This window comes from Pseudarthrobacter kochi (assembly GCF_055412805.1).
This window is the reverse complement of sequence record NZ_JBVAYV010000001.1, coordinates 33,459-60,212: the sequence shown is the minus strand read 5'-3', so window position 1 is coordinate 60,212 and position 26,754 is coordinate 33,459. Positions and strand designations below refer to the sequence as shown.

The window sequence follows — 26,754 nt, the reverse complement described above, 5'->3', positions numbered from 1 at the left end:
CGCCGATGACATGGGGTTAAACGGGATGCGGTATGATGAAAACATCATTTCATCAATTCACGGCCGGTCTTCGGATTCGCGGGGGCCAGGAAGCACAGGCAGCGATGATTTCGGCAGCACAAACCCCCTTGTACGAGATCAAGGCGAACCTGTTCAAGGCCCTCGCCCACCCGGCGCGGATCCGCGTGCTCGAACTGCTGTCCGCCGCCCCGGATAACGCCGCGCCCGTGAGCTACCTGCTGGCCGAGACGGGCCTCGAAGCGTCCCACCTGTCCCAGCACCTCGCCACGCTGCGCCGGCACGGGGTGGTGACGTCGACCCGCGCCGCCAACACCGTGACCTACCGGCTGGCCCATCCGAAAATCGCCGAGTTGCTGTCCATCGCCCGGACCTTCCTCCTCGACAGCCTGGTCGATTCCAACGACCAGCTCAGACTCGCGCAGGAACTGCCCAATGAACACCTCAAGGATTCCGTTTCATGAGCGCGGCCCTGGCGCATCTCAGTCGGTTCCTGCCGTCCCGGCGTGACTATGACGGGCTGCGCTCGTCCTGGAAAACAGATCTGCTGGCAGGCATCACCGTGGGGATCGTGGCCCTGCCGCTGGCGCTGGCCTTCGGAGTGAGTTCCGGCGTCGGCGCCGAAGCCGGACTCATCACCGCCGTCGTGGCCGGCCTCGTCGCCGCGGTGATGGGCGGCTCGCACGTCCAGGTCTCCGGCCCGACCGGCGCCATGGTCGTTGTGTTGGCACCGGTCGTCGCGGCCCACGGCGTTGGCAGCATCGCCCTGGTGTCGCTGATGGCGGGACTGCTGGTGATCATCCTGGGCATCAGCGGGCTGGGCCGGGCCGTGGCCTTCATCCCGTGGCCGGTGGTGGAGGGCTTCACCCTCGGAATCGCCGCGATCATCTTCCTCCAGCAGGTCCCGATGGCCACCGGCACCGAGGGGATACCGGGCCACAATACCCTCATGGCCGCCTTCGAGAGCGCGTCACAGGCCACCGCGCCCGCCGTTTTCCAGACGCTGGGCGTCGTGGCGGGCGTGGCCGCCGTGATGCTCCTGCTCCCGAAGCTGAACAAGGCCCTGCCGGCGAGCCTGATCGCGGTCCTGCTGGCCACCGTGGCCGCCGAGCTGCTCCAGCTCGAGATTCCCCGGATCGGCGAGCTGCCGCATTCCCTGTCAGCACCGTCGCTGCCGTCCCTTGATCCGGCGACCCTGGGCGGCCTGCTGATGCCGGCGGTCTCCATCGCGATGCTCGCCGCCATCGAATCCCTGCTCTCTGCACGGGTGGCCGCCGGCATGGTGGGCCCTGACGGGAGGCCCTCCGGGGCCTACAGCCCGGACCGGGAGCTGATGGGGCAGGGACTCGCCTCCGTCGCGGCGGGATTCTTCGGCGGCATGCCGGCCACCGGCGCCATCGCCCGGACCGCGGTCAACGTCCGCTCCGGCGCCAAAACCCGGCTCTCCGCGATAGTGCACGCGCTGGTGCTGCTGGCCATCATCTACCTGGCAGCGGGACTGGTCGGGAAGATTCCGCTCGCGGTCCTGGCCGGGATCCTGATGGTGACGGCAACCCGCATGGTCGCCAGGCACACGGTCGGAGCCATCATGCGCTCCACCCGCGCCGACGCCTTCGTGTTCATCCTGACGGCACTCATCACCGTGGCTTTCGACCTGATTGTGGCCATCGAGATCGGGCTTGTCACCGCGGCTCTCTTTACGTTGCGCAAGTTCGCCTCGCTCAGCGGGGTAAAGCGCGAGGAGGTTCCGGGACCGCACGAGGCAGGGGACGAGCACATCGCGATCTTCAGGCTGGACGGGGCCATGTTCTTCGGCGCCGCGGAACGCGTCCTGCAGGAAATCAGCCAGGTCAAGGACATCCAGGTGGCCATCATCAGGCTGTCCCAGGTGCGGATGCTCGACGCCACCGGGGCCCATACGCTCGTGGAGGTCATCTCTGCGCTCGAGCTGCGCGGCGTGACGGTCCTGCTGAAGGGCGTCCAGCCGCAGCACCTTGAGCTCGTGACCAACGTCGGGGTGATCCGCTCGCTGCGGCACCACAAACACCTGTTCACCTCGCTGCCCGAGGCCGTGGCGCACGCCCGCAGCCACGTGCTCCGGAATGCCGCTGCTAACGCTTGAGGTTTTTCCGGATCGTCTGGCCGCGGACCACGATCCCCGCAATGTGCAGGATCAGGCCGAGCCCGATCACGGCGAGGGAGGCCACGGCGAGGTCCTGGTTGCCGGAGGAGTTCCCCACGACGTTCAGGGTGATGCCGATGGCGAGCAGCCCCATCGCGCTGAAAACCAGCACCTTGTAGGTGGTTGACGCGGAGTCCCAGAATTCTTTCAGCACCGTGCCAGTCTACTGGGGACCGCCGGGGCCGCTGTGAGCCGCAACATGCCTGGCGACGCACAAAATGCCCGGCGACGCGGGAATACAGGCGCGTCCGGTATTTCGCGCCTCGCGGGGCAGGCTCCGCGTCAGAACAGCGGCTCCTGGACTGCCGGAACGTCGCTTCCGTGGCCGCCGAGTTCGATGGTCCGCGCCTTCAGCCGGCCAAGGTTGACGACGAACTCAAGGTCGGCGCCGTCCAGCCTGGCCAGCGCAACGCTGCCGCTCAGCGAGTCGATCCGGAACCCGTGGGCACCCGTGCTGAGCTCATGCGGGTAGGCGTGCCGGACGGCCTGCCCGCAGACCGCATCCGACAGTCCCGGCCGCAGCCACCGCTCGTCCACGACCTCGAAGCCCCCGCCCCCGGCACCGGCGAGCAGCCTGCGGACGACCCCTGCCAGCCTGAAGTTCAGGGCATCCAGTTCGACGGCGGGCGCCGGCCCGGTCAGGGCTGCGGCCTTGGCAGCCGAGCGGATCTGCTGCGGGACACCGGCGTCGCGGGTCACCAGGTCCTCGAGGTTCCGGACCACCCGGCCGTCGTCAGCGCGCGCGACGTACCGGGCGACGACGGCGCCCTGCTCCGCGAGCCGCTTCCATTTGCGCAGGTTCGCTGCCGTGCCCACCTTGCTGGCGCCGCTGGCGAAGGTGGCGATGTAGAGCCAGTGCGGCTGCATCAGGTAGGCCCGCAGCCCGGGCGGCACATGTCCGCCGCGGTGGAAATCGTGGATGAGGCGCGAATCGTCCACGACGAAGCAGCGCTCACACTGGCTGCCCTTCACGGCCTGCGCCCGGTCCGGGCAACGGACGTGATCCCGGTCAGCTGGCCCGTGGACCTTGTGGTGCCCGAGACAGGATTTTCCCGCGGCGGCGAGCCGGAAGCCGAGGCGGGTCCCGGCGTCGAGCGCCAGATCGGTGAAGCCGCCGCCCGGGTCCTGCAGGCGCAGGACCGGGCTGCCGCCGTCGGGTATGCCGGCTTCCCCCGGTACGGCATCCCAAAAGACCCCGTGGACCAGATAGCGGGTATCGGTCACGGGGTCTCCTTCAGTGGCGGGTGGCTACAGGGCCGGCTGCACCCCAAAGGCTACCGCGAGCTTCATGATCTTCTCGGCGCGGCCCAGGCGCGGCAGGTCCGAGCCGTCGCGGATGACGCGGCCGCTGGCCTCGAAGTCGGCCATGAAGTCAGTGGCCCAGGCGACGTCGGACGGTGTGGGGCTGATGACCTCGTTGATGACCGGGGTCTGGTCGATCGCGAGGCAGAGCTTGCCGGTCATGCCCATCATCACCGTGATGCCCGTCTGTTCGCGCAGGATCGGGTGGCTGGTGCCGACAGTAGGGCCGTCAATGGGGCCCGGCAGGTTGCCGACGCGGCTGGCCACAACCAGCTTGGCGCGCGGGTAGGCCATGGCCTCCGGGGTGGCTGCCATGCCGGTGTCGCGGCGGAAATCGCCCGACCCGAAGGCCAGCCGGAACGCACCCTGGGCCTTCGCGATGTTGTTGGCTTCCTCGATGCCGACGGCGGACTCGACCAGCGGGATGACCGGCGTCTTGCCATCCATCCGGTGGAAGCTTTCGGTGACCTGGTCGGCGGACTCGGTCTTGGCCAGCATCACGCCGAGCAGGCCCGGCGTGCCGCGGAGGCCGGCGAGGTCGTCGGCCCAGAAGGGGCTCGTGGTGTCGTTGATCCGGACCCAGGCGCTGCCGCCGCCGGTCAGCCAGTCCACGACGTTTCCGCGGGCGGCATCCTTCTGTGAGGGGTCCACCGCGTCTTCGATGTCCAGGATGATCGCGTCCGCGCGGGAGGCGGCCGACTGGTCGAAGAGCTCGGTTTTCATAGCGTTGACCAGCAGCCAGGAGCGTGCGATTTCAGCTGGGATGTTGCCTTGAGGCCGGACGGTCCCGGCAGTGGTGGTGGAGGTCATGTCCCTACGCTATCCGTTCAGGGCTGTCCCCAGCCAAGTTATCCGGCCCTGGAGACCGACCAATACGACCAAAATCACAAGCTACGGGATGTTGCTGCCGCGCGCCGTCACCCAGAGCCGGTACCACTGCGCCCGGGTCAGGCCCGCGGCCACCGCGGCCGCGTCCGCACAGGCGCGGATGCGGTCCGGGTTGGCAGTGCCGATCACGGGGGCGATCCGGGCCGGGTGCCTCATCAGCCAGCCCAGCAGGATCGATTCCCCGGTGGTCTTTTTCTCCGCCGCCAGCTGCGCCACGAGCCCCGCGGTCGCCTCTTCCGCGGCGGACGGCGTTGCGGCGGGCGCCCCGGTGTAGAGGCCCCGCGCCAGGGAGCCGTAGGCCTGCAGGGTGATTCCGTGCCGGACGCAGTGCTCCACGGTGCCGTGCGGGAAGCTGTAGTCCGTTCCCTCGGCATGGTTGACCAGCACCGTGCTCTCCAGCCAGGCGCGTTTGAGCAGGCTCATCTCCAGCTGGTTGGCGACCACCGGGGTCTCCAGCCGGTCCTGCAGCACTTCAATCTGCGATCCGGACATGTTGGACACGCCCAACGCCCTGACCTTGCCCTCCGCCATGAGCTGCCCGACGGCGGAGGCCACCTCAGCAGGGTCCATCAGCGGATCGGGGCGGTGGAGCATCAGGACGTCCACATAGTCCGTGCGGAGCCGGGCCAGGCTTTCGTTGACTCTCGTCAGGATGCCGTCCCGGCTCAGGTCGTAGTGGGTCTCCAGGCCCTGTTCGTTGAGCCGGATGCCGCACTTGGTCTGCAGCCGGATCCGGTCCCGCAGCCCCGGCGTCTGTGCCAGCACCTCGCCGAACACCGCTTCGGACTTGCCGCCGCGGTAGATGTCGGCGTGGTCGAACAGGGTGATGCCAACCTCGAGGGCAGCGTCGACCGCGGCCGCCGCCTCGTCCACGTGGGCGGACGAGTGCGGCTCCGGTGACCAGCTGCCGCCCAGGCCCATGCAGCCGTAAATCAGTTCCTGGACGGGCTGTTCGGCCGGCTCCCCTCCGGGCGTGGAGCTCACCGCAGCCAGACGGTGGTGCTGCCCGGCAGGAGGTTCCCGTCGAGCGGTCCGCTGCTGAGCAGTACCGTTCCTGCCGGCAGCTCAACGGGTTCGTCACCGAAGTTCGTCAGGGTCTGCCAGCCGCCGGGGCGGCTGAAGTGCAGGACGTGGGCGTTGCCGGATTCCAGCCATTGCAGTTCTTCCGAGGTCTGCAGTTCGCGGCGCAGCTTCAAGGCCTGGCGGTAGAACTCGAGGGTGGAACCCTTCACGCCGTCCTCGGCTGCGACGGCGTAGCGGCTGAACCACGCCGGCTGCGGCAGGTGCGCTCCGCCGTCGCCGAATCCAAAGGAGGTTCCTTCGGCGGCCCACGGCAGCGGCACGCGGCAGCCGTCCCGGCCGATCTCGACGCCCTTGTTGCGGAAGAAAGTGGGGTCTTGGCGCTCCGAGTCGGGGATGTCCGCGACCTCCTGCAGTCCAAGCTCCTCCCCTTGGTACAGGTATGCGGATCCCGGGAGCGCCAGCATCAGCTGGGTGGCCGCACGGGCGCGCCGCAGTCCGAGCTCGACGTCCAGCTCCTCGGCCGGGGCGCCGGCCAGCAGCCAGCCCTTGCCGTCCTGGCCCTTGGCGTGTTTGCCGCCGCCCTTGGGCAGGCCGTAGCGGGTGGCGTGGCGGACGACGTCGTGGTTGGAGAACACCCAGGTGGAGGAGGCGCCGGATTCGGTGGCTTCGGCGAGGTTGCGGGTGATGATCTCGTGGAATTCGCCGGCGTCGAAGTCGGCCTGGAGCAGGTCGAAGTTGAACGCCTGGCCCAGGCCCTGGGGGCTCGCGTAGCGGCCGCGGCGGCTGGCGTGCACCCAGGCTTCGGCGACGGCGGTGCGCGGCGGATTGTATTCGTTGAAGACCTCGCGCCACTCGACGTAGATCTCGTGGACCTCGTCACGGTCCCAGAAAGGGTGCGAGCCGTCGTCGAAACCGTCGGTGCCGCTGTTGGCCTCGCTCAGCTCGACCTTGGACAGCAGTGGTTCAGTGAGGTCCTTGGTCAGGGCGTGCGCCACATCGACCCGGAAGCCGTCGACGCCGCGGTCGGACCAGAAGCGCAGGGTCTTGAGGAAGTCGTCGCGGATTTCGCGGTTGGACCAGTTCAGGTCCGGCTGCTCCTTGGCGAAGATGTGCATGTACCACTGGCCGGGAGTGCCGTCGGGTTCGGTAATGCGCTCCCAGGCCGGGCCGCCGAAGACGGATTCCCAGTCCGACGGCGGGATCTCGCCGTTTTGCCCAAGCCCATCCCGGAAGATGTAGCGTTCCCGGGCGTCGGAGCCGCGGGGGGAAGCGAGGGCTTCCCGGAACCAGGCGTGGCGGTTCGAGGAGTGGTTGGGGACGATATCGGCGATCAGCTTGATGCCGGCGGCGTGCAGGGCTGCGGACATCTCATCGAAGTCCTCCAGCGTGCCGAGCTTGGGATCGACGTCGCGGTAGTCGTCGACGTCATAGCCGCCGTCGGCAAGAGCCGAGGGGTAGAACGGGGAGAGCCAGACGGCGTCGATCCCGAGTTCTTTCAGGTAGGGCACCTTGGCCGTGATGCCCTTGAGGTCGCCCAGGCCGTCACCGTTGGAGTCGGAGAAGCTGCGCGGGTAGATCTGGTACACAGACGCCTGCCGCCACCAGTTGGGGTCGGCAGCGGGATCGGAACCGGACAGGGTTGCCAGCGTGGCGGTGTTGGACAAGAGGTAATCCTTCGGGGCTCGGAACAGGCTTCTGATAATTTAGATAGAAGCTAAATATATTTCCGGATCAATTATGGGTCCGGACTTACGGGGAGGTCAAGATTTTGATGCCGCAGGCAGCCGCCGCCACGCCCCAGCTGCTGCGCCGGGTGAACGCCCAGGCGGTGCTGTCTGCAATCCGGAACACGGAGGTGGCCACCGGGACCGAGCTCATGGCCCGGACCGGACTGACCCGGGCGTCCGTTATCGCTGTCTGCGAGGACCTGATCCGGCGCGGCTGGATCCGGGAACTGGGCGCCCGCGACGAGGAACAGCCCGGGAGCCCCCGCAAAGGACGTCCCGCCCGGCGCTTCGAGCTCAACAGCGGGGCCGGGTTCGTGCTCGGCCTCGACATCGGCGCCGCCACCACCACCGCGGCCGTCGCGGACCTCCGCGGGACCGTCGTCGGACGCTCCAGCGGGAGCTTCCGGGCCGTCGACATCCCCGCGGAGGAGCGGATCGACGTCGTCGACCGGGCCTGCCGGCAGGCGCTGGCGGCCGCCGGGACCAGCCCGAAGAGGGTCCTGGCCGTGGGCGCGGGCATCGCGGCCCCGGTGGACCGCGACGGCAAGGTGCTGGTGAGCCAGCATTTCTGGAGCCTGTTCGACGTCGGGCTCCGCTCGGCGCTGCAGGACCTGCACGGCTGGACGGTGCTGCTGGAGAACGACGCGAACCTGGCCGCCCTGGGCGAACGCTGGCGCGGCTCCGGCACGGGGGTGGACGACCTCGTGGTACTGCTGGCCGGCGAACGGCTGGGCGCCGGTGTGATGGAGTCCGGCCGGCTGCTGCACGGCTACGGCGGCGGCGCCGGCGAAATGGGCTTCCTGGACATGGTGGAGGGCGTGGGTTCCAGCGACGGCATTGCGAGCCTGGCCCGGCAGTGGCAGGCGGCGGACGGAGGCCCCGCGGCCGGCGGCGAGGCAAGCGCCCGGCGCGTCTTCGAGGATGCCGCTGCCGGGGATCCCGCAGCGCTGGCTATCCTGGACCGGATTTCGGAGCGGATGGCCCGGGTCATCGCCTCCGTGGCCAGCTTCATCAACCCGGAACAGGTGGTCATCGGCGGCGCTGTGGCTGAATCCGCGGGGGCCCTGCTGCCGCGGATCACCGCATTGCTCCCCCGCTTCACGGCCACTCCCCCGCTCGTGACGGTCTCGCCCCTGGGCGCCTCGATTGTCACAGTCGGCGCCGTCCGGCACGCGCTGGACTACGTCGAGGCGAACGCGCTGGAGCTGATGCTGGGGCAGTAGGGACAGCGCACATTGGTGGGACGGGCTGACTTTGCTCAAGATTAGGCAACGATTCGCTACCTAAGACGAAAGTTTGTTGCAGGTTGCCGGTTCTGACGGCGAGCCATCCGTAGACTGACCTCACTTCCCGGTCTCCCGGCCGTCTCGCTGAGTGTTCAGTGGGGCGGCGGTCTCATGAAAGACACCACGTGAATTCAATACGGAAGACGACAGCGCTTCTGGCGGCGCTTGTCGTCACTCTTGCCTCGCTCACCGCCGTGCCGCTCTCGCCTGCGCTCGCCGAGCCGGCGCCGGCACCGACAGTTGCTTCGTCGGCGGCGCCCGAGCCCGCGTCGGCCTCGAGTCCTGCGCCGACGGCGGCCACGTCGCCAGAGGGCGCAACTGCGCCCCTGCCAACAACTTCACCGACTGTTGTACCCACGGATTCCCTGGCAACGGTCGAGTCAGGGACCCTGGTGTCTCCGGAACCCCTCTTCACGGAAGTTATCGGTGGCAGCAATCCCGCAACCAGTGAGTCGGTCGATATCACTGCAACGCAGGAAAGAAAGGGCGCTGAATCGCCCCACGCGACCACCGAGGCGTACTCTCTTGCTCGGAGCGGTGACATCAAGGTCAAGCTGGTGATGGTCCAGCTGGCCGACCGGCAAGCGACCATCCCGGAAGCGGACGCCCGGGCGGCTATCACGACCAGCAGCAACTACTGGCAGGCCATGTCGAATGGCAGGCTGTCCATGAGCGTCGCCAGTGTCGAAAACAGGTCGAGCAAGGCAACCTCCACACAGAGCTATTCATCAATGATGAACACGATCGCGGCCGAAATCGGCTGGGTCCCCAGTTCTTACACGGCACTTGTGGTTTTCGTGTCGACTCCCACGTTGTCCGATGGGGCGTTCGGCGCGGGCTGGAGCTACAACGGAACCAGCGGACGCGTCCTCATGCCGCTCCCGGCAACACTGACCAGGAGCGTACTGACTCACGAATTCGGGCACGTCCTCGGCCTGATGCACGCCAACCGCCTCCGGTGTGCGGACGGAGCCGTGGACACCGCCAGCAACGCCGACGGATCGTTCGCCAACGGCACGTGCAGCATCGAGGAATACAAGGACAACCTTGACCTGATGGGCGTCTCTCAGACTAGCCAACCGGTGATCAGCTCGCCCACTTATGAATTCGGCGGCTTCGGCTCCGGCAACGAGGTCAGAAACCTCGGCACGGCAGTGGGCAAGAACTCCTACCAATTGAAGGCGTGGGGAAGCGCGGACGACTACCGTGCCGTCAAGTTCTCAGACCCCGTTAGCGGCGAGGTGTATTACCTTGAGTTGCGCCTGCCTGTGGGCAATGATGCGGCTACGGCCCTCAGCGGCAACCGCGGAGTCAAAATTGTCCAAGCATTCGGCGCTGGCTCCCTCGCCCTGCAGCCAAGTACCACGACGTTCAACGGCTATTACAGCTACAACCAGGCATGGCAAGCAGGCCAGACGTTCACCACCCATGCAGGCACGCGCGTGACCATAGACTGGATTTCCGATACCGCCGCCGGCGTGACAGTCAACGCGATTCCGGTTCCCACCGGCAACTTTGACAGCCTGGACATGATCCTCTCGGACGGCAAGACCTCGCTGCGGGTGACAGGCTGGGCCGTCGACAGGGCCGAGCCCGCAAAGTCCACCGAGGCACACGTCTACATCACTTCTCCCAACGGGGTTCGAACGGGCTATGCAGTGCTCGCAGCGGGTGCCCGCCCTGACGTTCAATCGACGTACGGTCTGGGACAGAACCATGGATTCGACCAGTCATTCGGGGTGACTGCACCGGGATCTTACGGTGTCTGTGTCTATGCCATCGGTATTTACGCCAGCCCACAAGTCGGTTGCAAGGACATTGAGGTTCCGGGACCGCCACCGCCGGTCGGCTTCCAGGATGGCGTCAGTGTCAGCAAAACAGCAAACGGGGCCGCACTGACCGTGTCCGGCTGGACAGTGGACAAGGGGACACCCTCCGCTTCAATCCCCGCCCACATCTACGTGACCTACCCCGACGGCACAAACCTCGGCTACCCGTTCACCGCCGACACACCACGACCGGACGTCAACCAGTACCTCGGCGTCACCGGCAACCACGGATTCACAGCCTCGCTGCCCATCACCAAACCCGGTACCTACCGAATCTGCTCCTACGGTATCGCCGTCAGCCCCATGTCCTACGGCAACAGCCTGCTCGGATGCACCAATACTGATGTAGCTGGCGCAGCGTCCCCGGCCGGCTTCCAGGACGGCGTCACTGTCAGCAAAACAGCAAACGGGGCCGCACTGACCGTGTCCGGCTGGACAGTGGACAAGGGAACGCCCTCCGCTTCAATCCCCGCCCACATCTACGTGACGTACCCCGACGGCACAAACCTCGGCTACCCGTTCACCGCCGACACACCACGACCGGACGTCAACCAGTACCTCGGCGTCACCGGCAACCACGGATTCACAGCCTCGCTGCCCATCACCAAACCCGGTACCTACCGAATCTGCTCCTACGGTATCGCCGTCAGCCCCATGTCCTACGGCAACAGCCTGCTCGGATGCACCACGAAGGACGTAGTGGTAGCCCCAGCCCCGGTCGGCTTCCAGGACGGCGTCACTGTCAGCAAAACAGCAAACGGGGCCGCACTGACCGTGTCCGGCTGGACAGTGGACAAGGGGACACCCTCCGCTTCAATCCCCGCCCACATCTACGTGACCTACCCCGACGGCACAAACCTCGGCTACCCGTTCACCGCCGACAACCCGCGCCCCGACGTCAACCAGTACCTCGGCGTCACCGGCAACCACGGATTCACAGCCTCGCTGCCCATCACCAAACCCGGTACCTACCGAATCTGCTCCTACGGTATCGCCGTCAGCCCCATGTCCTACGGCAACAGCCTGCTCGGATGCACCACGAAGGACGTAGTGGTAGCCCCAGCCCCGGTCGGCTTCCAGGACGGCGTCACTGTCAGCAAAACAGCAAGCGGGGCCGCACTGACCGTGTCCGGCTGGACAGTGGACAAGGGAACGCCCTCCGCTTCAATCCCCGCCCATATCTACGTGACCTACCCCGACGGCACAAACCTCGGCTACCCGTTCACCGCCGACAACCCGCGCCCGGACGTCAACCAGTACCTCGGCGTCACCGGCAACCACGGATTCACAGCCTCGCTGCCCATCACCAAACCCGGTACCTACCGAATCTGCTCCTACGGTATCGCCGTCAGCCCCATGTCCTACGGCAACAGCCTGCTCGGATGCACCACGGCCGCCTATTGAACCTCGTTGTGCGCAGGGCCTCCCACGCAAACTGTTATCTCACAGTGAGCCGTATCCGGGTGCACGTCCGAAGCCTGCGCCAGGCACAGGCCGCCTGGGTTGCCCGGCTTCCGCGGCTACCCGTAGAGCGGGTCGAGGCGAATGCTCTGGAGCTTGAGCTGGGCCGGTAGGGACAGCGGTTACCCCGGCGGGCTACTCCGGCATGATCATGGTGCGCAGGTCCAGCTGCCGGAGGACCCGGTCCGCGACCTCGGGGTCCACACCGGGCTCGTTGCGGGCCGCGACGAGTTCCTGGCGGGCCGCATCGAGCGCGATCGTCTGCACGGCAATCGCCAGCTCGCGTCCGCGCTTGCGCATCTCCCCAACGCTTTCGTTGCGGATGCTGCCATCGAGCAGTTCGGCGTGCAGCCGGGTCATTTTCTCCTTGACCAGCGCCACCTTCTCCGCCGGCAGCTCTTTCATCAGCTCGTGCGCCTTCAGCGCCGCGATGGCCGCCTCCTGTGCCCGCCCGGCGAGAACCCGCGCGGCGTCGCGCTCTTCCGAACCGTCGCCGGAAGCCTTCAGTATCCGCATCAGCCACGGCAGCGTCAGCCCCGGCAGCACCAGGGTGGCCAGCAGGACCGCGCAGGCGATGACGATGAGCTGGCTTCGGGCCGGGAACGGACTCCCGTCGGCCAGGGTAAGCGGGAGCGCCAGAGCGAGCGCCAGGGTGGCGAGCCCCCGCATGCCGCACCAGGTGAGGATGAGGACTTCCTTGGCGGAGTTGGGCCGCAGGGAATCCTTTGTGCTGCGCGCCAGGACGGACATCATCGCCAGCCACGCAAACCGGACAGCAAACACCAGCACGCACACCACCACGGCGTTGCCGATCATGCCGACAATTCCGTTGCCTTCGTCGCGGATGACCTGCCGAACTTCCAGCCCCACCAGGCCGAACGCCAGACCCGTGACCAACAGTTCCACCACGTCCCAGAAGGCGGTGCGGGTCACCCGCTCGGCGGCGTCCTGCGGCCGGGCGTGGCGCTGAATCTCCAAGGCCGTGACGACGACAGCAATCACACCCGAGGCGTGCACCTCCTCGGCCAGGATGTAGGCCGCGAACGGCACCACGAGGGTGACGGCGCTGCGGGCCACCATAGCCTGCACCAGCCTGGTGATGAGGCTGGTGAGCCAGCCCATGCCGATTCCCACGGCCACCGCGATCACCGCGCCAAGCACAAACTGCAGGACGACGTCGGCCGAGACTTCAGTGCCGGACACGGTCGCGGCGACAGCAGTCTGGAAGATGACGATGGCGGCGGCGTCGTTGAACAGGCCCTCGCTTTGCAGCACCGTGATGAGCCGCCGGGGCATGTGCACCCGCCCCGCGATGGACTCCACGGCCACCGGGTCCGGCGGCGCCACCATCGCGCCCAGGGCGATCGCCGCGGGAATTCCGATGCCCGGGATCAGGACCCAGGCCGCTCCTGCCACCACCGCGGTCGAAACCACCACGAGGGCCACCGCGAGCATCAGCAGCGTACGCCACCGGACCCTGAAAACGGCCCACGAACTGCGTTGGGCCGTGGCAAAGAGCAATGGCGGCAGGAAGATGGGCAGGATCAGGTCCGGTGAGATGGCGATGTCCGGAAATCCAGGAATGAAGGTCAGCGAGGCCGCCAGGATCAGCATGAGGACCGGAAACGGCAGCCGCAGCCGGTCCCCGACGCCGACGGCCACCACAGTGGCCAGCAGGAGTCCGATGATGATTGCCAACTGGTCCATAGCCCCACTTCCCCGGGAGTGCTTCGGGTCAACCCGCTGCGTCGGATGAGCGGGCCGCCCCCCACCACTTTATCGGCCCATGGTGGATGGCCCTGCCAGGCCCCGGTCAGCGGCCTGCTGGGCTAGCTCACGGGTTCCAGGGCGGCCGCGATGGGCAGGTCCCCATCCCGGAATTCGATGGTGCGCCCGGCGGTTGAGGGCAGGCCCAGTACTGCCGCGGCGACGAGTGCCACGTTGGCGCGGGCCGTTTCCCGGCCTCCGGAGTCGTCGGCTGGGTTGACGTCGATCAGGCCGTTGCCGGGCCCGTCGGTGAGCGCTCCAGGTCCCAGGATGGTCCAGTCCAGGTCCGTTCCGCGCAGGTAGGAGTCCGCGGCGGCCTTGGCCTCGGCATACGCGAAGAAGCTGCTGTCCTCGGGGACGCCGTGGTCCGGTCCGGCGCCAAGGTAGGACACCATGACGTACCGCCCGACGCCGGCCGCCGCGGCCGCATCCATCGACCGGATGGCGGCGTCCCGGTCCACCGTGTAGGTCCGCTCGGGGCTTCCGCCGCCGGCGCCGGCCGACCAGACCACGGCGTCGTGGTTCCGCAGCGCCCCGGCGATCTCCGCGGTCGTCGAATGTTCAACGTCCAGGACAACAGGAGTGGCGCCCGTTGCCGCGACGTCTGTCCCGTGGTCGGGGTTGCGGATGAAGGACGTTACGTCCGTTCCCTCTGCGGAAAGATTGCGGGACAGTTCCAGAGCCACTTTGCCGTGGCCGCCAATGATTGCGATTCGCGTCATGGACCCATTCTGTCCCATAACCCCGCACCTGCCACCGATGCGCTATCACTTTTCGCGGCCAAACGGCCCGTTTAAGCACCAAGAGTGATAGCGCAAAGTGGTTAAAACAAAAGGACCCTGCGGCCGTGGCCTGCAGGGTCATTCTGTAGCGGCGGGGAGGCTCGATCTCCCGACCTCACGATTATGAGTCGTGCGCTCTAACCAACTGAGCTACGCCGCCATAAATGAGGAAAACCTGCGCTAAGCCGGTCAAAAACCGCCTTGACACAGGCCCTCATTCAGAGCCCCCCACCGGAATCGATCCGGTGACCTCGTTCTTACCAAGAACGCGCTCTACCACTGAGCTAGGGGGGCAACGAGTAAATACTCTACCGGAAGATTCCCCTCCCAACAAATCGATGTCGAGGCGGCCCTGAAAGCGTCAAAATCGGCGGAAATCCGGGGTGGATGGGGCCCTGCGGCCAGCCAGACAGCGACCCGCGCCAGCACGGGATGCCGGCATGTGACCAAGGGAACTTAACGAAGAACGGGCCGGCTCAAGAGCCGGCCCGTTCTCAGGGTGAATCAGTGCTTAGCAGCTGCTGGTTACCACTTGGTGCGGGGCTTGAAGCCGCCCTCGGTGCGCGGCTTGCGGGCCGCGTCGGTGCCGACGCCACGCTCGTTGCGGTCGCTGAAGGAGCGTCCGCCACGGTCAGCGGAGGACCGCTCGCCGTCGGTCTTGCGGAATTCGCGCTTGAAGCCGCCGTTGCCCTTGAAGTTGCCGCCACGGTCGCCGCCGCCGGAGTAACCGCCACGGTCGCCGCCGCGGCTGCCGCCCTGGTAGCCGCCACGGTCGCTCGCGGGCGAACGGCCGTTGTCCAGCTCGAGGTGGATCAGCTCGCCGCCGATGCGGGTGCGGGACAGCGCCTTCAGCTGGTCGGCGCTGAGGTCCGCCGGGAGCTCCACGAGGGAGTGGTCCGCACGGATGTCAATGCCGCCGATCTGGGCCGAGGAGATGCCGCCTTCGTTGGCAATGGCGCCAACGATGGAACCCGGCATAACGCGCTGACGGCGTCCGACGGCGATCCGGTAGGTGGCATTGCCCTCGGTCAGGGTGCGGGTCGGGCCGCGTGAGCCGAAGCCGTCCTTGGACCGCTCGCGCTTCTGGAACTCAGGAGCGGCAGGCAGTTCCTTGACCAGGAGCGGCTGGCCGCCCTGGGCCATGACGGCCAGTGCAGCAGCGATCTCCGACGCCGGAACGTTGTGCTCTTCTTCGTAGGAGGAGATCAGGTCGCGGAATGCGGCGACGTCCTCGGACGCAAGCGTCTCCGTGATCTTCTCGGCAAACTTGCCCAGGCGCAGGGTGTTGACCGATTCCGCGGTCGGCAGGTGCATCTGCTCGACCGGCTGGCGGGTCGCCTTTTCGATGGAACGCAGCAGGTATTTCTCCCGCGGCGTCATGAAGAGGATCGCGTCACCGGAACGGCCTGCACGGCCGGTGCGGCCGATGCGGTGCACGTAGGACTCGGTGTCGTGGGGGATGTCGTAGTTGACCACGTGGCTAACGCGCTCGACGTCAAGGCCGCGGGCCGCGACGTCGGTGGCGACGAGGATGTCGATCTTTCCGTCGCGCAGGGCCTCAACGGTGCGCTCGCGCTGCTGCTGCGGGATGTCGCCGTTGATGGCGGCAGCCTGGAAGCCCCGTGAACGCAGCTTGTCGGCCAGGTCCTCGGTCGCCATCTTGGTGCGCACGAAGGCGATGACGCCCTCGAACTCTTCAACCTCGAGGATGCGGGTCAGCGCGTCGAGCTTGTGCGGGCCCATGACCTGCAGGTAGCGCTGGCGGGTGTTGGCTCCCGTCGTGGTCTTGGACTTGACCTGCACCTCGGCCGGGTTGTTGAGGTACTGCTTGGAGAGCCGGCGGATCTGGCTCGGCATCGTGGCGGAGAACAGTGCAACCTGGCGGCCCTCGGGGGTCTGCTGGAAGATCTGCTCAACGTCTTCGGCGAAGCCCATGCGGAGCATCTCGTCAGCCTCGTCCAGTACCAGGTACTGGAGTTCGGACAGGTCGAGGGAGCCCTTGGCGATGTGGTCGATCACGCGGCCGGGGGTACCGACAACCACCTGGGCGCCGCGGCGCAGGCCGGCGAGCTGGGGGCCGTAGGCGGAGCCGCCGTACACCGGGAGGACGGTGAAGTCATCGATGTGCTTGGCGTAGGAGGTGAAGGCCTCGGCGACCTGGAGCGCGAGCTCACGGGTCGGAGCAAGCACCAGGGCCTGGGTCTTGCGGGACGGGCCGTTGAGGTCGTGGAGCTCGGCCAGGCGGGACAGCGCCGGTACTGCGAATGCTGCAGTCTTACCGGTGCCGGTCTGGGCCAGGCCCACGACGTCGCGGCCTTCAAGCAGCAACGGGATGGTTGCGGCCTGGATAGGGGACGGCTTCTCGTAGCCGACGTCCTGCAGGGCAGCGAGGACACGGCCGTCGATGCCGAGGTCGACGAACTTGACGCCTTCTTCTTCGTCCTCGTCCTTGGCCGGGGCAGTCTTGGTGTCAGCCTGCGGCGCGGTCTCGGCAGCAGCCGGAACCTCAACGTGTGCAGGAGCCTCGGTGAATACCGGGGCGGAGCCGGCTGCGGGGGCAGCCGTTTCAGAAGTCTCGACGTCGCTCTGAATGTTTTCGGTTTCGACGGAGTTGTTCTGATTTTCGGGCATAGGTGAAATATCCTCATCCATAGGGGCCAAGCGGCACAACCCGAGGTGAGCGGAGCCGCAGTACGCGTGACGCTAAATCGCCGGGCATACTTTGACCGGCCGGTCACATAGAAGCCCGGCGCTTTCGCAATCCCGTGGCAGGACTTCCCGCTGCATCTCTTGGCTGCTATCCCAGCAGTCTGTACAGCGTTTTCTTTAGCCGGCTCTCCCTATGAAAATGCCCGCATCGCAATTGCGCGGGCCCCAACACTTACCAGTCTTGCCTCAAGAATTGGGCAGGAAATAAGGGATTTCCGGAGTGGGGGATAGTTCAATTGTAGGGCATGGATCCGCGCATGGGTAACCAGGGGGCCCGTAAGGGCGGTGAGCTTGCGCACACAGGCATCTGCCCGGCTACACCCCGAGGCGGCGCTGGAGCTTCTCGAACTCCTGCTGATACTCGGGCTGGAGCCGGATCTGCCCGTCGGCGTCGGCGTCCCGCAGGGCCTCCATGTCCCCAAGCGAGGGGTCGCTGAACCATTTGCCAATGGTCACCCCGTGGGTGGGGACAAAGATCCGGTGGATGTGGTCGCCCGCCTGGATGCTGCCGACCCGCACCACGCGCAGATACGTTCCCACCCGCCCGGCATCGCCGAACCGCTTGACCCAGTGCTGCTCATGCATCCGGCGCTGGAAAGTGGCGCAGGGGGTGCGGGGCGAGGTCACCTCAACTTCGACGTCGAGTCCGATCTTCCAGCGTTCGCCGATGATGACGTCGGTGGCGCTGATGCCGGCGACGCGCAGGTTCTCACCGAAGATCCCCGGCGGGAGGTCGCGGCCGAGCTCCGCGGCCCAGTAGTCGGCGTCATCCTGGGAATAGGCGTAGAGCGCTTGATCTTCGCCGCCGTGGTGGACCCGGCTGGCCTGGATGTCACCGTGCAGTCCGAGCCTGTGCACTTTGACCGGCCCCGCCACGGGCCGTTTGTCGATCGCCGTCACGCCCACGCTTCCGGGATCGTTCAGCAACTGGTGTACGCGGCAGACGGCGAGAACAGAAGCGGTGTCCATGGCACCAGTGTAGGCCCGGCCCCGCGGGGGGCGCTCCGACTGGACATGTCCCCCGCACGCCACCCCCGACCCCCGCCGCAGCCAGGCCATCAAACCCCGCGCGACGCTCCTGCCCAGTTACTTTCCCGCGCACCATGCAAGTGGCTGGCGACACCGGCGAGTCGGCCCGGATCCGCAACCGGGTCCGGAAGTAACTGGGCAGGAAGGCGGGGCCCGCGCCGGGACAAGACCGTAGGATGCTGGAATGAGCAACGAGGCTGGCTTCCCCAACGGGTCTGAAGTGAATGTGTCCGATGTCCTGGCGATCGATTCGCTACTGAGCGCCGACGAGCTGGCCGTCCGGGAGAGGGTCCGCGATTTCACGGACCAGCGGATCCGGCCAGGCATCGCAGGCTGGTACGACGACGGCGTCTTCCCGCTGGAGCTGGCCCCCGAGCTGGGCGAACTCGGCGTCCTCGGCATGCATCTGCAGGGATACGGCTGCCCGGGGCGTTCCGCCGTCGAATACGGACTGGCCGCGATGGAACTGGAAGCCGGCGATTCCGGCATCCGCACGTTCGTCTCCGTGCAGGGCTCACTGGCCATGACGGCCATCCACAAGTGGGGCTCCGAGGAGCAGAAGCTGGAGTGGCTCCCCCGGATGGCCGCCGGCGAACTGATCGGCAGCTTCGCCCTGACCGAGCCCACTGCCGGCTCGGACCCCGCCTCGATGAAGACCTTCGCCCGCCGCGACGGCTCCGGCGACAGCGCCGGCTGGATCCTGGACGGCACCAAACGCTGGATCGGGCTCGCCTCCGTGGCGGACGTGCTGGTGGTCTGGGCGATGACCGACGATGGTGTCCACGGATTCCTGGTCCCCGCCGGCACCCCCGGGGTCACCGCGACGCCGATCGGGCAGAAGCTCTCAATGCGCGCCTCCATCCAGTGCGATGTCACGTTCGACGGCGTCCTGCTGGGACCGGAGGCCCTGCTCCCGGCAGCCCGCGGCCTGCGCGGCCCGTTCAGCTGCCTCAACGAGGCCCGGTACGGGATCGCATGGGGCGCGATGGGCGCGGCCCGGGACTCCTACGAGGCCGCGCTGAAGTACTCGCAGGAGCGGCTGCAGTTCGGCAAGCCCCTCGCCGGGTACCAGCTGACGCAGGAGAAACTCGTGAACATGCTGCTCGAGATCCAGAAGGGCACCCTCCTGGCGCTCCAGCTGGGCCGGCTCAAGGACGCCGGGAAGCTGCGGCCGGAGCAGATCTCGCTCGGCAAGCTCAACAACGTGCGCGAGGCGATCTCGATTGCCCGCGAGGCCCGCACCATCCTGGGCGGAAACGGGATCACCCTGGACTATTCCCCGCTGCGGCACGCCGCCAACCTGGAGTCGGTCCGCACCTACGAGGGCACCGACGAAGTCCACACCCTGGTCCTCGGCCAGCACATCACCGGACTGGCCGCCTTCCGCTAGCCCCGAGTAGGCACTTCCCGGCAGTGTTTGGCGCAAACATTGCCGCGAAGTGCGCACTCGGCGCGGTCACACCGTCGTCAGGGAGCCGCGCCGGAGGACCACAAGCCAGCACACCATGATGGCCAGGGCGCAGAACACCCCGGCGCTGGAGGCCATGATCCAGAGCCCCGGGGTCTGGATGTTGAGGTCTTCGGCGCCGAGGGCCGTGCCGATGGTCTTCGGCGAAAACAGGAACACCAGCACCGACACGCCCAGGACTCCGCCCATGAGCCACCGCATCCCGCGGTAGCGGTGCGGGATCTCCCGCAGGGTCCAGGCGAAGGCTGGCAGGACCGCCGCGACCCAGACCCAGTGGTGGGACCACGAGACCGGGCTGATCAGCAGCATGGCGAGCGCCGTCGTCGAGATGGCAACCACGCGGGCACCTTGATCGCTGGCGGTCTTGATAACTCCGGCAGCCAGCGCCACCACGAGCATGCTCAGCACAAGCCAGGGAACGGTAACGGACGTTTCGGGCACGCCGAAGTGCAGCAGCGCGCCCTTGAGGGAGAGGTTGTCGACGTAGCCGGCGCCGCCGATCCGGGAGGTGTCCGGCAGGATCTGTTGCCAAAACTGCAGGGATTCAGTCGGCCGCACCAGCCAGCCGAACAGCACGGTGCTGGCGAACCCTGCGCCCATGTTCAGCAGGCCGCGCCAGTCCCTGCGGACCAGGAAGTACAGGCCGAAAACCAGCGGCGTCAGTTTGATGCCGGCGGCGACGCCCACGAGGAAGCCGCCGCCGGGAAAGCCCCGGGTCCAGCGCGGATTGCGGGCCAGCAGATCCGCGGCCATCAGGCCCATCAGCAGGATGTTGATCTGGCCGAACGCCAGGGTCTCGCGCCACGGCCCAAGGTTCAGCACGGCGAGGACCAGTATGGCTGCGGCCCAGCGGTTGCCCGGGGAGCGGAAGGTGGTGCGCCAGTCCGCCGTGCCATTCCAGTAGCGGACGCCGCGGACGGCCACCCACAGTGCCACGATGGCGCCGGCGGCGTTGAAGAGCATGAGGGCAGCGTGTTGGGGCAGCAGGGCCAGGAGGCTGAAGAGGAGGGCGGCGAACGGCGGGTAGGTGAAAGGAAGCTGCGGGCCGCCGGCCCAGTCAACGTTGCCCTGGTAGAGGTCTGACGGTGCCTGGCCCGCCTCGTTGAGGATGGTGCCGCCATACCAGTAGACGCTGAAGTCGAGGCCCTGTTTGCCCCAGACGCCGAGCCAGTGCCACACCAGGTAAACCACGGCGGCCACGGCCAGGACCGTGGAGAGCTGAAGCAGCTGCGGGACGGGAGCCCGCTCGGGAAGCCGGCCGGGGAACCGCGCTGGCTGGGCTTCCGTCACAGGGTCCGGCGCCGTGACGGGCCTGTTTTCGGCATCAAGCAGTGACATGGTTCCCCCAGTTTGGTGTCGTCGGGGGCCGGCCGCGGCCGGGACCCCTGCTGTTATCCTACCGAGCCGCTACGCCGGTACCGGGATTACGTCCTTCTTGCCTGCGTCCTTGCGGATGGTCGCGCTGATGACGGCGGCGATGGTGCACATCGCGGCGGCGCCGAACCAGGCATAGGTGTACTGGCCCGTGGCGTCCCGGATGGCGCCCGCAGCCAGCGCCGCAGCGGCAGCGCCGAGCTGGTGGGCGGCGAAGACCCAGCCGAACACCACGCTGCCGTCGGCGCCGAACACCTGGCGGCAGATCGCGGCGGTCGGCGGGACGGTGGCCACCCAGTCCAGGCCGTAGATCACGACGAACACGATCATGCTGGGCTGCACGGTGGCGCTGAGCAGCAGCGGCAGCACCAGCAGGCCGATCCCGCGGAACTGGTAGTAGACGGCCAGCAGGATCCGCGGGTTGTAGCGGTCGGTCAGCCAGCCGGAGGCAATGGTGCCGACGATGTCGAAGATTCCGACGACGGCCAGCAGGCCCGCCGCCGTGGTTTGGGTCATGCCGTGGTCGTGGGCGGACGGGATGAAATGTGTGCCGATCAGCCCGTTGGTCGTGGCGCCGCAGATCGCGAACCCGGCGACGAGGGCCCAGAAGGTCCGGACCTTGCTGGCCCGTTTGAGCACCTGCAGCGCCCGCACGGCGGCGTTCCGGCTCGGTTCCGCGGGCTCCCCCGGGGCTTTCGGCGCCGCCTCTGCAGCGATGGCACCCCCGGCCTCCCCGGATTCCCCGGCGTCGGCGCCGTACGGCAGCACACCGGCGTCGGCGGGTGAGTTCTTGAGGAACTTCAACACGAGCGGCACCACAGCCAGCGCGCCGGCCGCGATCAGCAGCGAGGCCTGCCGCCAGCCCGGATCCTGGGCGAGCGCGGCGATGAACGGCAGGAAGACCAGCTGGCCCGCGGCGCTGCCGGCGGTGAGGATGCCGATCACCAGCCCGCGGCTCTTGACGAACCAGGTGTTGGCGATGGTGGCGGCGAAGACCAGCGCCATGGATCCCGTCCCGAGCCCGATCAGCAGGCCCCAGGTCAGCAGGATCTGCCAGGACTGGTTGACCAGCACGGTCAGGGCGCTGCCGGCCCCGATCAGCACGAGCGCGACGGACGTGACGGCGCGGATTCCGAACCGTTCCATGAGGGCCGCGGCGAACGGTGCCGTGAGGCCGAAGAGCACCAGGTTGATGCTGACAGCGGCTGAGAGCACCGTGGTGGACCAGCCGAATTCGCTCTGCAGCGGCACCATCAGCACGCCGGGCGCGGCACGGAAGCCGGCCGCGCCGACCAGCGCCAGGAACGCGACGGCGGCAACCACCCAGGCCGGGTGGAGGCGGCGCTTGGGGGCCGGGTGGAGGCGTTGCCGAGGGGCGGCTTCGGGAGCACTCATGCCGCGGTTCCGCTCTGCTGTGTCGTGGGGGCGGTGGCGAGGGCCACGGGCTCGGCGGTGCGGGTCAGGCTGTGCCAGCTGGTGTTGTCCGCCGTGAGCCGCTCCCCACAGGAAGTGCAGGTGTCCGCCGAGGTGGTGCACTGGCCGCACGTGGAGTGGATCACGAACATGTGGGCCTGCTCGGACGGGGCCGGGAGGTATTTTTCGGCCCAGATGACGACGGCGTTGAGCACCGGCAGCGCGTCCTCACCTTTGGCGGTGAGCACGTACTCCTGGCGGGCGCGGCCGCCGTCGTCGTACGGCCGGCGGGTGAGCAGCCCGGCGTCAACGAGGGCTGCGAGGCGCCTGGTGAGGACGGAATCCGCCGCCCCGAGCCGGGCCTTCATCGAGTCGAAACGGCCGTTGCCGAAGAAGACCTCGCGCAGGACCAGCATGCCCCACGGGTCGCCAAGGATGTCCAGGCCGCGGGCCATGCTGCAGTTCCGCTGGGACCAGTCGGATCGAAGTGCCATGCGGACGACCCTAGCTGACTTTCTTCAAGAAAGCTAGGGGCGGAGCGCCCCGCGGGACGGCCGGTAGGCCAGGGCCCAGTAGACCAGCATGGCGATGCCGCAGAGCACTCCGAGGCTGGCCACGATGAGCTGCCATGGGGTCTGCGGGTCCTTGCCCCACTCGGCCGCTCCTGCCATGACCGACAGGTACTTGGGCGTCAGGTAGAAGGACAGGGCCGAGAACGCGACGATGATCCACCCGGCCAGGCGCATCCGTCCGTTGCGGGACGGCACCCGGTGGATGGCGAAGCCCATGCAGGGCAGGGCCACGGCCATCCAGACCCAGTGGTGGGACCAGGACACCGGACTGACCAACAGCATCAGCACGGCGGTGGCGGAGACGGCGACGAAGTTCTCCTCGGCGGCCCCCGCCCACTTGATCACGAGCGCGGCAGTCGCGGCCAGTGCCATTGACAGCGCGAGCCACAACAGGCTTGTCAGGCCGGAATCCGGCAGTCCCAGGTGCAGCAGCAGGCCCTTGACCGAGAGGTTGTCCACGTACGCCGGCCCGCCGATCCGTCCGGTGTCGGGCAGGATCTTGGTCCAGAAAGTCAGCGAGGCCGTGGGCAGCACGGCCCAGGCCAGACCGATCGAGCCGAAGAAGCCGGCGGCCATCCAGCCGAGGGCCTTGAAGTCGCGGCGGACCAGGAAATAGAGCCCGAACGCGAGCGGCGTCAGTTTGATGCCCGCCGCGATGCCGATCAGCAGCCCTGCGGGCCAGCGGATCTGCCCCGCCCGGGCTTTCCCGTAGAGCGCAAAGTCGGCGAGGATCAGGCCCATCAGGATGATGTTGATCTGGCCGAAGTCGAAGGTGTCCCGCCACGGCCCCAGGAGCAGGATCGCCGCGGTGCCGGCCAGCGCCACGGCCCGGAAACGCCAGTCGGCGAACGCGTTCCGCCAGCTGCCGAGGCGGAAGTAGTGCCGTGCGAGCCAGGCGGACACGGTTGCGGCGCCCAGCAGCGCGGTCGTGATGAACACGAGGCTGCCGCCGCTTTGGCCCAGCGTCGCCAGGGCGGCGAACAGCAGCGCGGCGAAGGGCGGGTACGTGAACGGCAGCCCGTCCCGCGCCGCGTAAAGCTCGTTGACGCCGGTCTCGCCGGACTGCAGCACCCGGTTGCCGCCGTAGAAGTAGACCTCGAAGTCGTTCATCAGCGGGATGTAGGCCGAGTACAGCACCACCAGGGCGACGACGACGGCGAGCGCGCCGGCCGCCGTCGCGAGCCAGCCGCGGGTGGTGGAGGGCCTGGCCCTGGCGGTGGTGGTGGTCACGGGTGGTTAGCTGCCTGACTCGCCGGCGGTGGCAATCTGCGCGAACGCCTGCTCCAGGTCGGCGATGAGGTCCTCGACGTCCTCGATGCCGCAGGAGAGCCGGATCAGGTTGACCGGGACGGCCAGTTCGGTGCCTTTGACCGAGGCGTGCGTCATTTCCGAGGGGTAGTTCATGAGGGATTCGATCCCGCCAAGGGACTCCGCGAGGGTGAACACGGACGTGGACTCGGCCACCTTGCGTGCCGCGGCTTCGCCGCCCTTGAACTGCACGGAGATCATCCCGCCGAACTTCTTCATCTGCTTCTTCGCGAGCTCGTGCCCGGGGTGCGAGGGCAGACCCGGGTACAGCACGGCCTCCACCTCGGGCCGCTGCAGCAGCCACTCCGCTACGGCCTGGGCGTTGTCGCTGTGCCGGTCCATCCGCACGCCGAGGGTCTTCAGGCCCCGGGTGGTCAGGAACGCGTCCATCGGGCCGGAGACGGCACCGACGGCGAACTGCACGAAGCCGATCTTCTCCGCCAGCTCCGGGTCGTTGACGATGATGGCGCCGCCGACGACGTCGGAGTGTCCGCCGATGTACTTGGTGGTGGAGTGAACCACGACGTCGGCGCCGAGGGCCAGCGGGTTCTGCAGGTATGGCGAGGCGAAGGTGTTGTCCACCACGAGGAGGGCACCGGCGTCGTGCGCCACCTCGAACAGGGCCGCGATGTCGGTAATCTTCATCATCGGGTTCGACGGCGTCTCGACCCAGACGAGCCGGGTCTTGCCGCCGTTCGACCCCCCAGCTGCCACGGCCTTCGCCACGGCGTCAAGGTTGGACATGTCCACCGGGGTGTTGCCGATGCCCCACTCCCCCAGCACCCGGGCAATCAGCCGGTAGGTGCCGCCGTAGGCGTCGTTGCCGAGCACGATGTGGTCGCCGGGCCGGGTGAGGGCGCGGATCATGGAGTCCTCGGCGGCGAGGCCGGAGCTGAAGGAGAACGCGGCGGTCCCGCCTTCCAGCGCTGCGAGCTGTTCCTGCAGCGAGTCACGGGTGGGGTTGGTCCCGCGGCCGTATTCGTAGCCGGCCCGCAGCACGCCGATCGCTTCCTGGGCATAGGTGGTGGAGAAATGCACGGGCGGCACGACGGCGCCGGTGCGCGGCTCGAACTCCTGGCCGGCGTGCACGGCGCGGGTGTTGAACCCGGCGGTTTTGGCGGAAGAGCTTTCTGGCAAAGACATATGCGTTCCTTTCGGCCGGCGGCCGGGACGCCCCCGGGAGGGCGGTCCGGCATCCGGGTCAGTTGCTGAAACCAGTTACTGGGGTCAGTTGCTCAGGTAGGCGAGGAGGTCGTGGCGGGTCAGGATCCCCACCGGAGCGCCGACGAAGGTCACCATCAGGGTGTCCGCGTCGGAGAGGAGTTCGCGGGCCGTCGAGATCGATTCGAGCGAGCCGATCACCGGCAGCCGGGCCTCCATGTGCTCGGAGATCTTGTCCGAGAGCTTGGCTTCACCGCGGAACAGCTTCGCGGTCAGGGTGCGCTCGTCGACGGCGCCGAGGACCTCGCCCATCACCACCGGCGGCTCCTGCGACAGCACCGGGATGTGGGAGACCCCGTACTCGTTCATGATGTTGATGACGTCGCGGACGCTCTCGTTGGGGTGGATGTGCACGAGGTCCGGCAGCTCCCCGGTCTTGGCCTTGAGGATCTCGCCCACGGAGGCTTCGTCCCCGCTGGCGAGGAAGCCGTAGGAGCGCATCCACTGGTCGTTGAAGATCTTGGCGAGGTAGCCGCGGCCGGAGTCCGGCAGGATCACAACGACGACGGCATCATCCGGCAGGTCCTTGGCGACCTGCAGGGCGGCGACGACGGCCATGCCGGAGGAACCGCCCACGAGCAGGCCTTCCTCGCGGGCAAGCCGGCGCGTCATGTCGAAGGAGTCGGCGTCGCTCACGGCGATGACGTTGTCGGGGACGGCCTTGTCGTAGTTGGCCGGCCACATGTCCTCGCCGACACCTTCGACGAAGTACGGCCGGCCGGTGCCGCCGGAGTAGACCGAACCTGCCGGGTCCGCGCCGATGATCTTGACCACGCCGCCGTCGGACTCCGCGCGGTGCGCGGAAACTTCCTTGAGGTACCGGCCGGTGCCGGTGATGGTTCCGCCCGTGCCGGCCCCGATCACGCAGTGCGTGACCCGGCCGTCCGTGTCGCGCCAGATTTCCGGGCCGGTGGATTCGTAGTGGCTGGCCGGGGCGGCCGGGTTGGAGAACTGGTCGGGCTTGTAGGCGCCGGGGATCTCGGTGACCAGCCGGTCCGAGACACCGTAGTAGCTTTGCGGGCTGTCGGGGGCGACGGCGGTGGGCGTCACCACGACCTCGGCGCCGTAGGCCTGCAGCACGGCGCGCTTGTCCTCGCCGACCTTGTCCGGCACCACGAAGATGCACCGGTAGCCCTTCTGCTGGGCCACGAGGGCCAGCCCGACGCCGGTGTTGCCGGAGGTGGGCTCCACGATGGTGCCGCCGGGCAGGAGCTTGCCGGCGCGTTCGGCCTCCTCGATCATCTTCACCGCGATGCGGTCTTTGATGGAACCGCCGGGGTTCAGATATTCCAGCTTCACCAGGACCGTGGCCCCGATGCCGTCGGTGACGTGGTGGAGCTTGACGAGCGGCGTATTGCCGATGAGGTCCAGAACGGACTGGGCGTACTTCATAGG

General features: G+C 67.7%; 20 protein-coding genes and 2 tRNA genes. 5 read left to right on the top strand and 17 right to left on the bottom strand.

Translation table 11 applies throughout. The features are described from left to right. Positions 1-104: 104 nt before the first annotated feature. On the top strand, positions 105-482 hold the full coding sequence (locus ACZY0Y_RS00325) for an ArsR/SmtB family transcription factor (RefSeq protein WP_463956406.1): 378 nt from the start codon (positions 105-107) through the stop codon (positions 480-482). After that, positions 479-2,140 (top strand): SulP family inorganic anion transporter, encoded by a 1,662-nt coding sequence (locus ACZY0Y_RS00320; RefSeq protein ID WP_463956404.1) that lies wholly within the window; start codon positions 479-481, stop codon positions 2,138-2,140. Before ACZY0Y_RS00325 ends, ACZY0Y_RS00320 begins: the two co-directional genes overlap by 4 nt. On the opposite strand, the gene ACZY0Y_RS00315 is transcribed toward ACZY0Y_RS00320, so the two are convergent. From ACZY0Y_RS00315 to ACZY0Y_RS00295, 5 genes are all read right to left on the bottom strand, one after another. Beyond that, the gene (locus tag ACZY0Y_RS00315; RefSeq protein ID WP_463879665.1) at positions 2,130-2,354 is read right to left on the bottom strand and encodes a DUF3188 domain-containing protein; all 225 of its coding nucleotides are present in this window, start codon (positions 2,352-2,354) and stop codon (positions 2,130-2,132) included. The two genes, ACZY0Y_RS00320 and ACZY0Y_RS00315, sit on opposite strands and share 11 nt — an antisense overlap. A gap of 128 nt (positions 2,355-2,482) precedes the next feature. After that, the gene (locus ACZY0Y_RS00310; RefSeq protein ID WP_463956402.1) at positions 2,483-3,424 is read right to left on the bottom strand and encodes a DUF2797 domain-containing protein; all 942 of its coding nucleotides are present in this window, start codon (positions 3,422-3,424) and stop codon (positions 2,483-2,485) included. Positions 3,425-3,448: 24 nt separating this feature from the next. Further along, the gene (locus ACZY0Y_RS00305; protein WP_463956399.1) at positions 3,449-4,312 is read right to left on the bottom strand and encodes an HpcH/HpaI aldolase/citrate lyase family protein; all 864 of its coding nucleotides are present in this window, start codon (positions 4,310-4,312) and stop codon (positions 3,449-3,451) included. An 81-nt stretch (positions 4,313-4,393) separates the two neighbouring features. Further along, a complete protein-coding gene (locus ACZY0Y_RS00300; RefSeq protein WP_463879656.1) occupies positions 4,394-5,374 on the bottom strand; it encodes an aldo/keto reductase in 981 nt (326 codons plus the stop codon). Further along, positions 5,371-7,077 carry a glycoside hydrolase family 13 protein gene (locus tag ACZY0Y_RS00295; RefSeq protein ID WP_463879654.1) on the bottom strand — a complete coding sequence of 569 codons (1,707 nt, stop codon included), beginning with the start codon at positions 7,075-7,077 and terminating at the stop codon, positions 5,371-5,373. The genes ACZY0Y_RS00300 and ACZY0Y_RS00295 overlap by 4 nt, the downstream gene beginning before the upstream one ends. A 107-nt stretch (positions 7,078-7,184) precedes the next feature. Between ACZY0Y_RS00295 and ACZY0Y_RS00290 the strand changes: the two genes are divergently transcribed. After that, positions 7,185-8,363 (top strand): ROK family protein, encoded by a 1,179-nt coding sequence (locus ACZY0Y_RS00290; RefSeq protein ID WP_463956397.1) that lies wholly within the window; start codon positions 7,185-7,187, stop codon positions 8,361-8,363. Between the two features lie 188 nt (positions 8,364-8,551). Then, complete coding sequence (locus ACZY0Y_RS00285) at positions 8,552-11,659, top strand: M43 family zinc metalloprotease (protein ID WP_463956395.1); 3,108 nt, start codon at positions 8,552-8,554, stop codon at positions 11,657-11,659. Positions 11,660-11,851: 192 nt separating this feature from the next. On the opposite strand, the gene ACZY0Y_RS00280 is transcribed toward ACZY0Y_RS00285, so the two are convergent. The 6 genes from ACZY0Y_RS00280 to ACZY0Y_RS00255 form a co-directional block, all read right to left on the bottom strand. Beyond that, the gene (locus tag ACZY0Y_RS00280) at positions 11,852-13,423 is read right to left on the bottom strand and encodes a Na+/H+ antiporter (protein WP_463956393.1); all 1,572 of its coding nucleotides are present in this window, start codon (positions 13,421-13,423) and stop codon (positions 11,852-11,854) included. Positions 13,424-13,545: 122 nt separating this feature from the next. Continuing rightward, positions 13,546-14,205: an NAD(P)H-binding protein gene (locus ACZY0Y_RS00275; protein ID WP_463956391.1), complete on the bottom strand. Its 660-nt coding sequence runs from the start codon at positions 14,203-14,205 to the stop codon at positions 13,546-13,548. A gap of 146 nt (positions 14,206-14,351) precedes the next feature. Beyond that, positions 14,352-14,425 (bottom strand) — tRNA-Met (locus tag ACZY0Y_RS00270). Positions 14,426-14,487: 62 nt separating this feature from the next. Next, positions 14,488-14,559 (bottom strand) — tRNA-Thr (locus ACZY0Y_RS00265). Between the two features lie 231 nt (positions 14,560-14,790). Next, entirely contained in the window at positions 14,791-16,896 is a 2,106-nt protein-coding gene (locus ACZY0Y_RS00260; RefSeq protein ID WP_463956389.1) for a DEAD/DEAH box helicase, read from the bottom strand. 393 nt (positions 16,897-17,289) lie between these two features. Next, entirely contained in the window at positions 17,290-17,943 is a 654-nt protein-coding gene (locus tag ACZY0Y_RS00255) for an MOSC domain-containing protein (RefSeq protein ID WP_463956387.1), read from the bottom strand. 244 nt (positions 17,944-18,187) lie between these two features. On the opposite strand from ACZY0Y_RS00255, the gene ACZY0Y_RS00250 reads away from it, so the two are divergent. Further along, positions 18,188-19,393 carry an acyl-CoA dehydrogenase family protein gene (locus ACZY0Y_RS00250; RefSeq protein ID WP_463956385.1) on the top strand — a complete coding sequence of 402 codons (1,206 nt, stop codon included), beginning with the start codon at positions 18,188-18,190 and terminating at the stop codon, positions 19,391-19,393. Between the two features lie 66 nt (positions 19,394-19,459). Here ACZY0Y_RS00250 and ACZY0Y_RS00245 read toward each other — a convergent pair whose 3' ends face one another. The 6 genes from ACZY0Y_RS00245 to ACZY0Y_RS00220 form a co-directional block, all read right to left on the bottom strand. Continuing rightward, positions 19,460-20,809, bottom strand: a complete 1,350-nt coding sequence (locus ACZY0Y_RS00245; protein WP_463956383.1) for a glycosyltransferase 87 family protein — start codon at positions 20,807-20,809, stop codon at positions 19,460-19,462. 69 nt (positions 20,810-20,878) lie between these two features. After that, positions 20,879-22,240 carry an MFS transporter gene (locus ACZY0Y_RS00240; protein WP_463956381.1) on the bottom strand — a complete coding sequence of 454 codons (1,362 nt, stop codon included), beginning with the start codon at positions 22,238-22,240 and terminating at the stop codon, positions 20,879-20,881. Continuing rightward, entirely contained in the window at positions 22,237-22,752 is a 516-nt protein-coding gene (locus tag ACZY0Y_RS00235; protein ID WP_463956379.1) for a winged helix-turn-helix transcriptional regulator, read from the bottom strand. Before ACZY0Y_RS00235 ends, ACZY0Y_RS00240 begins: the two co-directional genes overlap by 4 nt. Positions 22,753-22,785: 33 nt before the next feature. After that, entirely contained in the window at positions 22,786-24,060 is a 1,275-nt protein-coding gene (locus ACZY0Y_RS00230; protein WP_463956377.1) for a glycosyltransferase 87 family protein, read from the bottom strand. Positions 24,061-24,066: 6 nt separating this feature from the next. Further along, positions 24,067-25,281: a cystathionine gamma-synthase gene (locus ACZY0Y_RS00225; protein WP_463956375.1), complete on the bottom strand. Its 1,215-nt coding sequence runs from the start codon at positions 25,279-25,281 to the stop codon at positions 24,067-24,069. Between the two features lie 84 nt (positions 25,282-25,365). After that, positions 25,366-26,751, bottom strand: a complete 1,386-nt coding sequence (locus ACZY0Y_RS00220; protein ID WP_463883912.1) for a cystathionine beta-synthase — start codon at positions 26,749-26,751, stop codon at positions 25,366-25,368. Between the last annotated feature and the right edge of the window lie 3 nt (positions 26,752-26,754).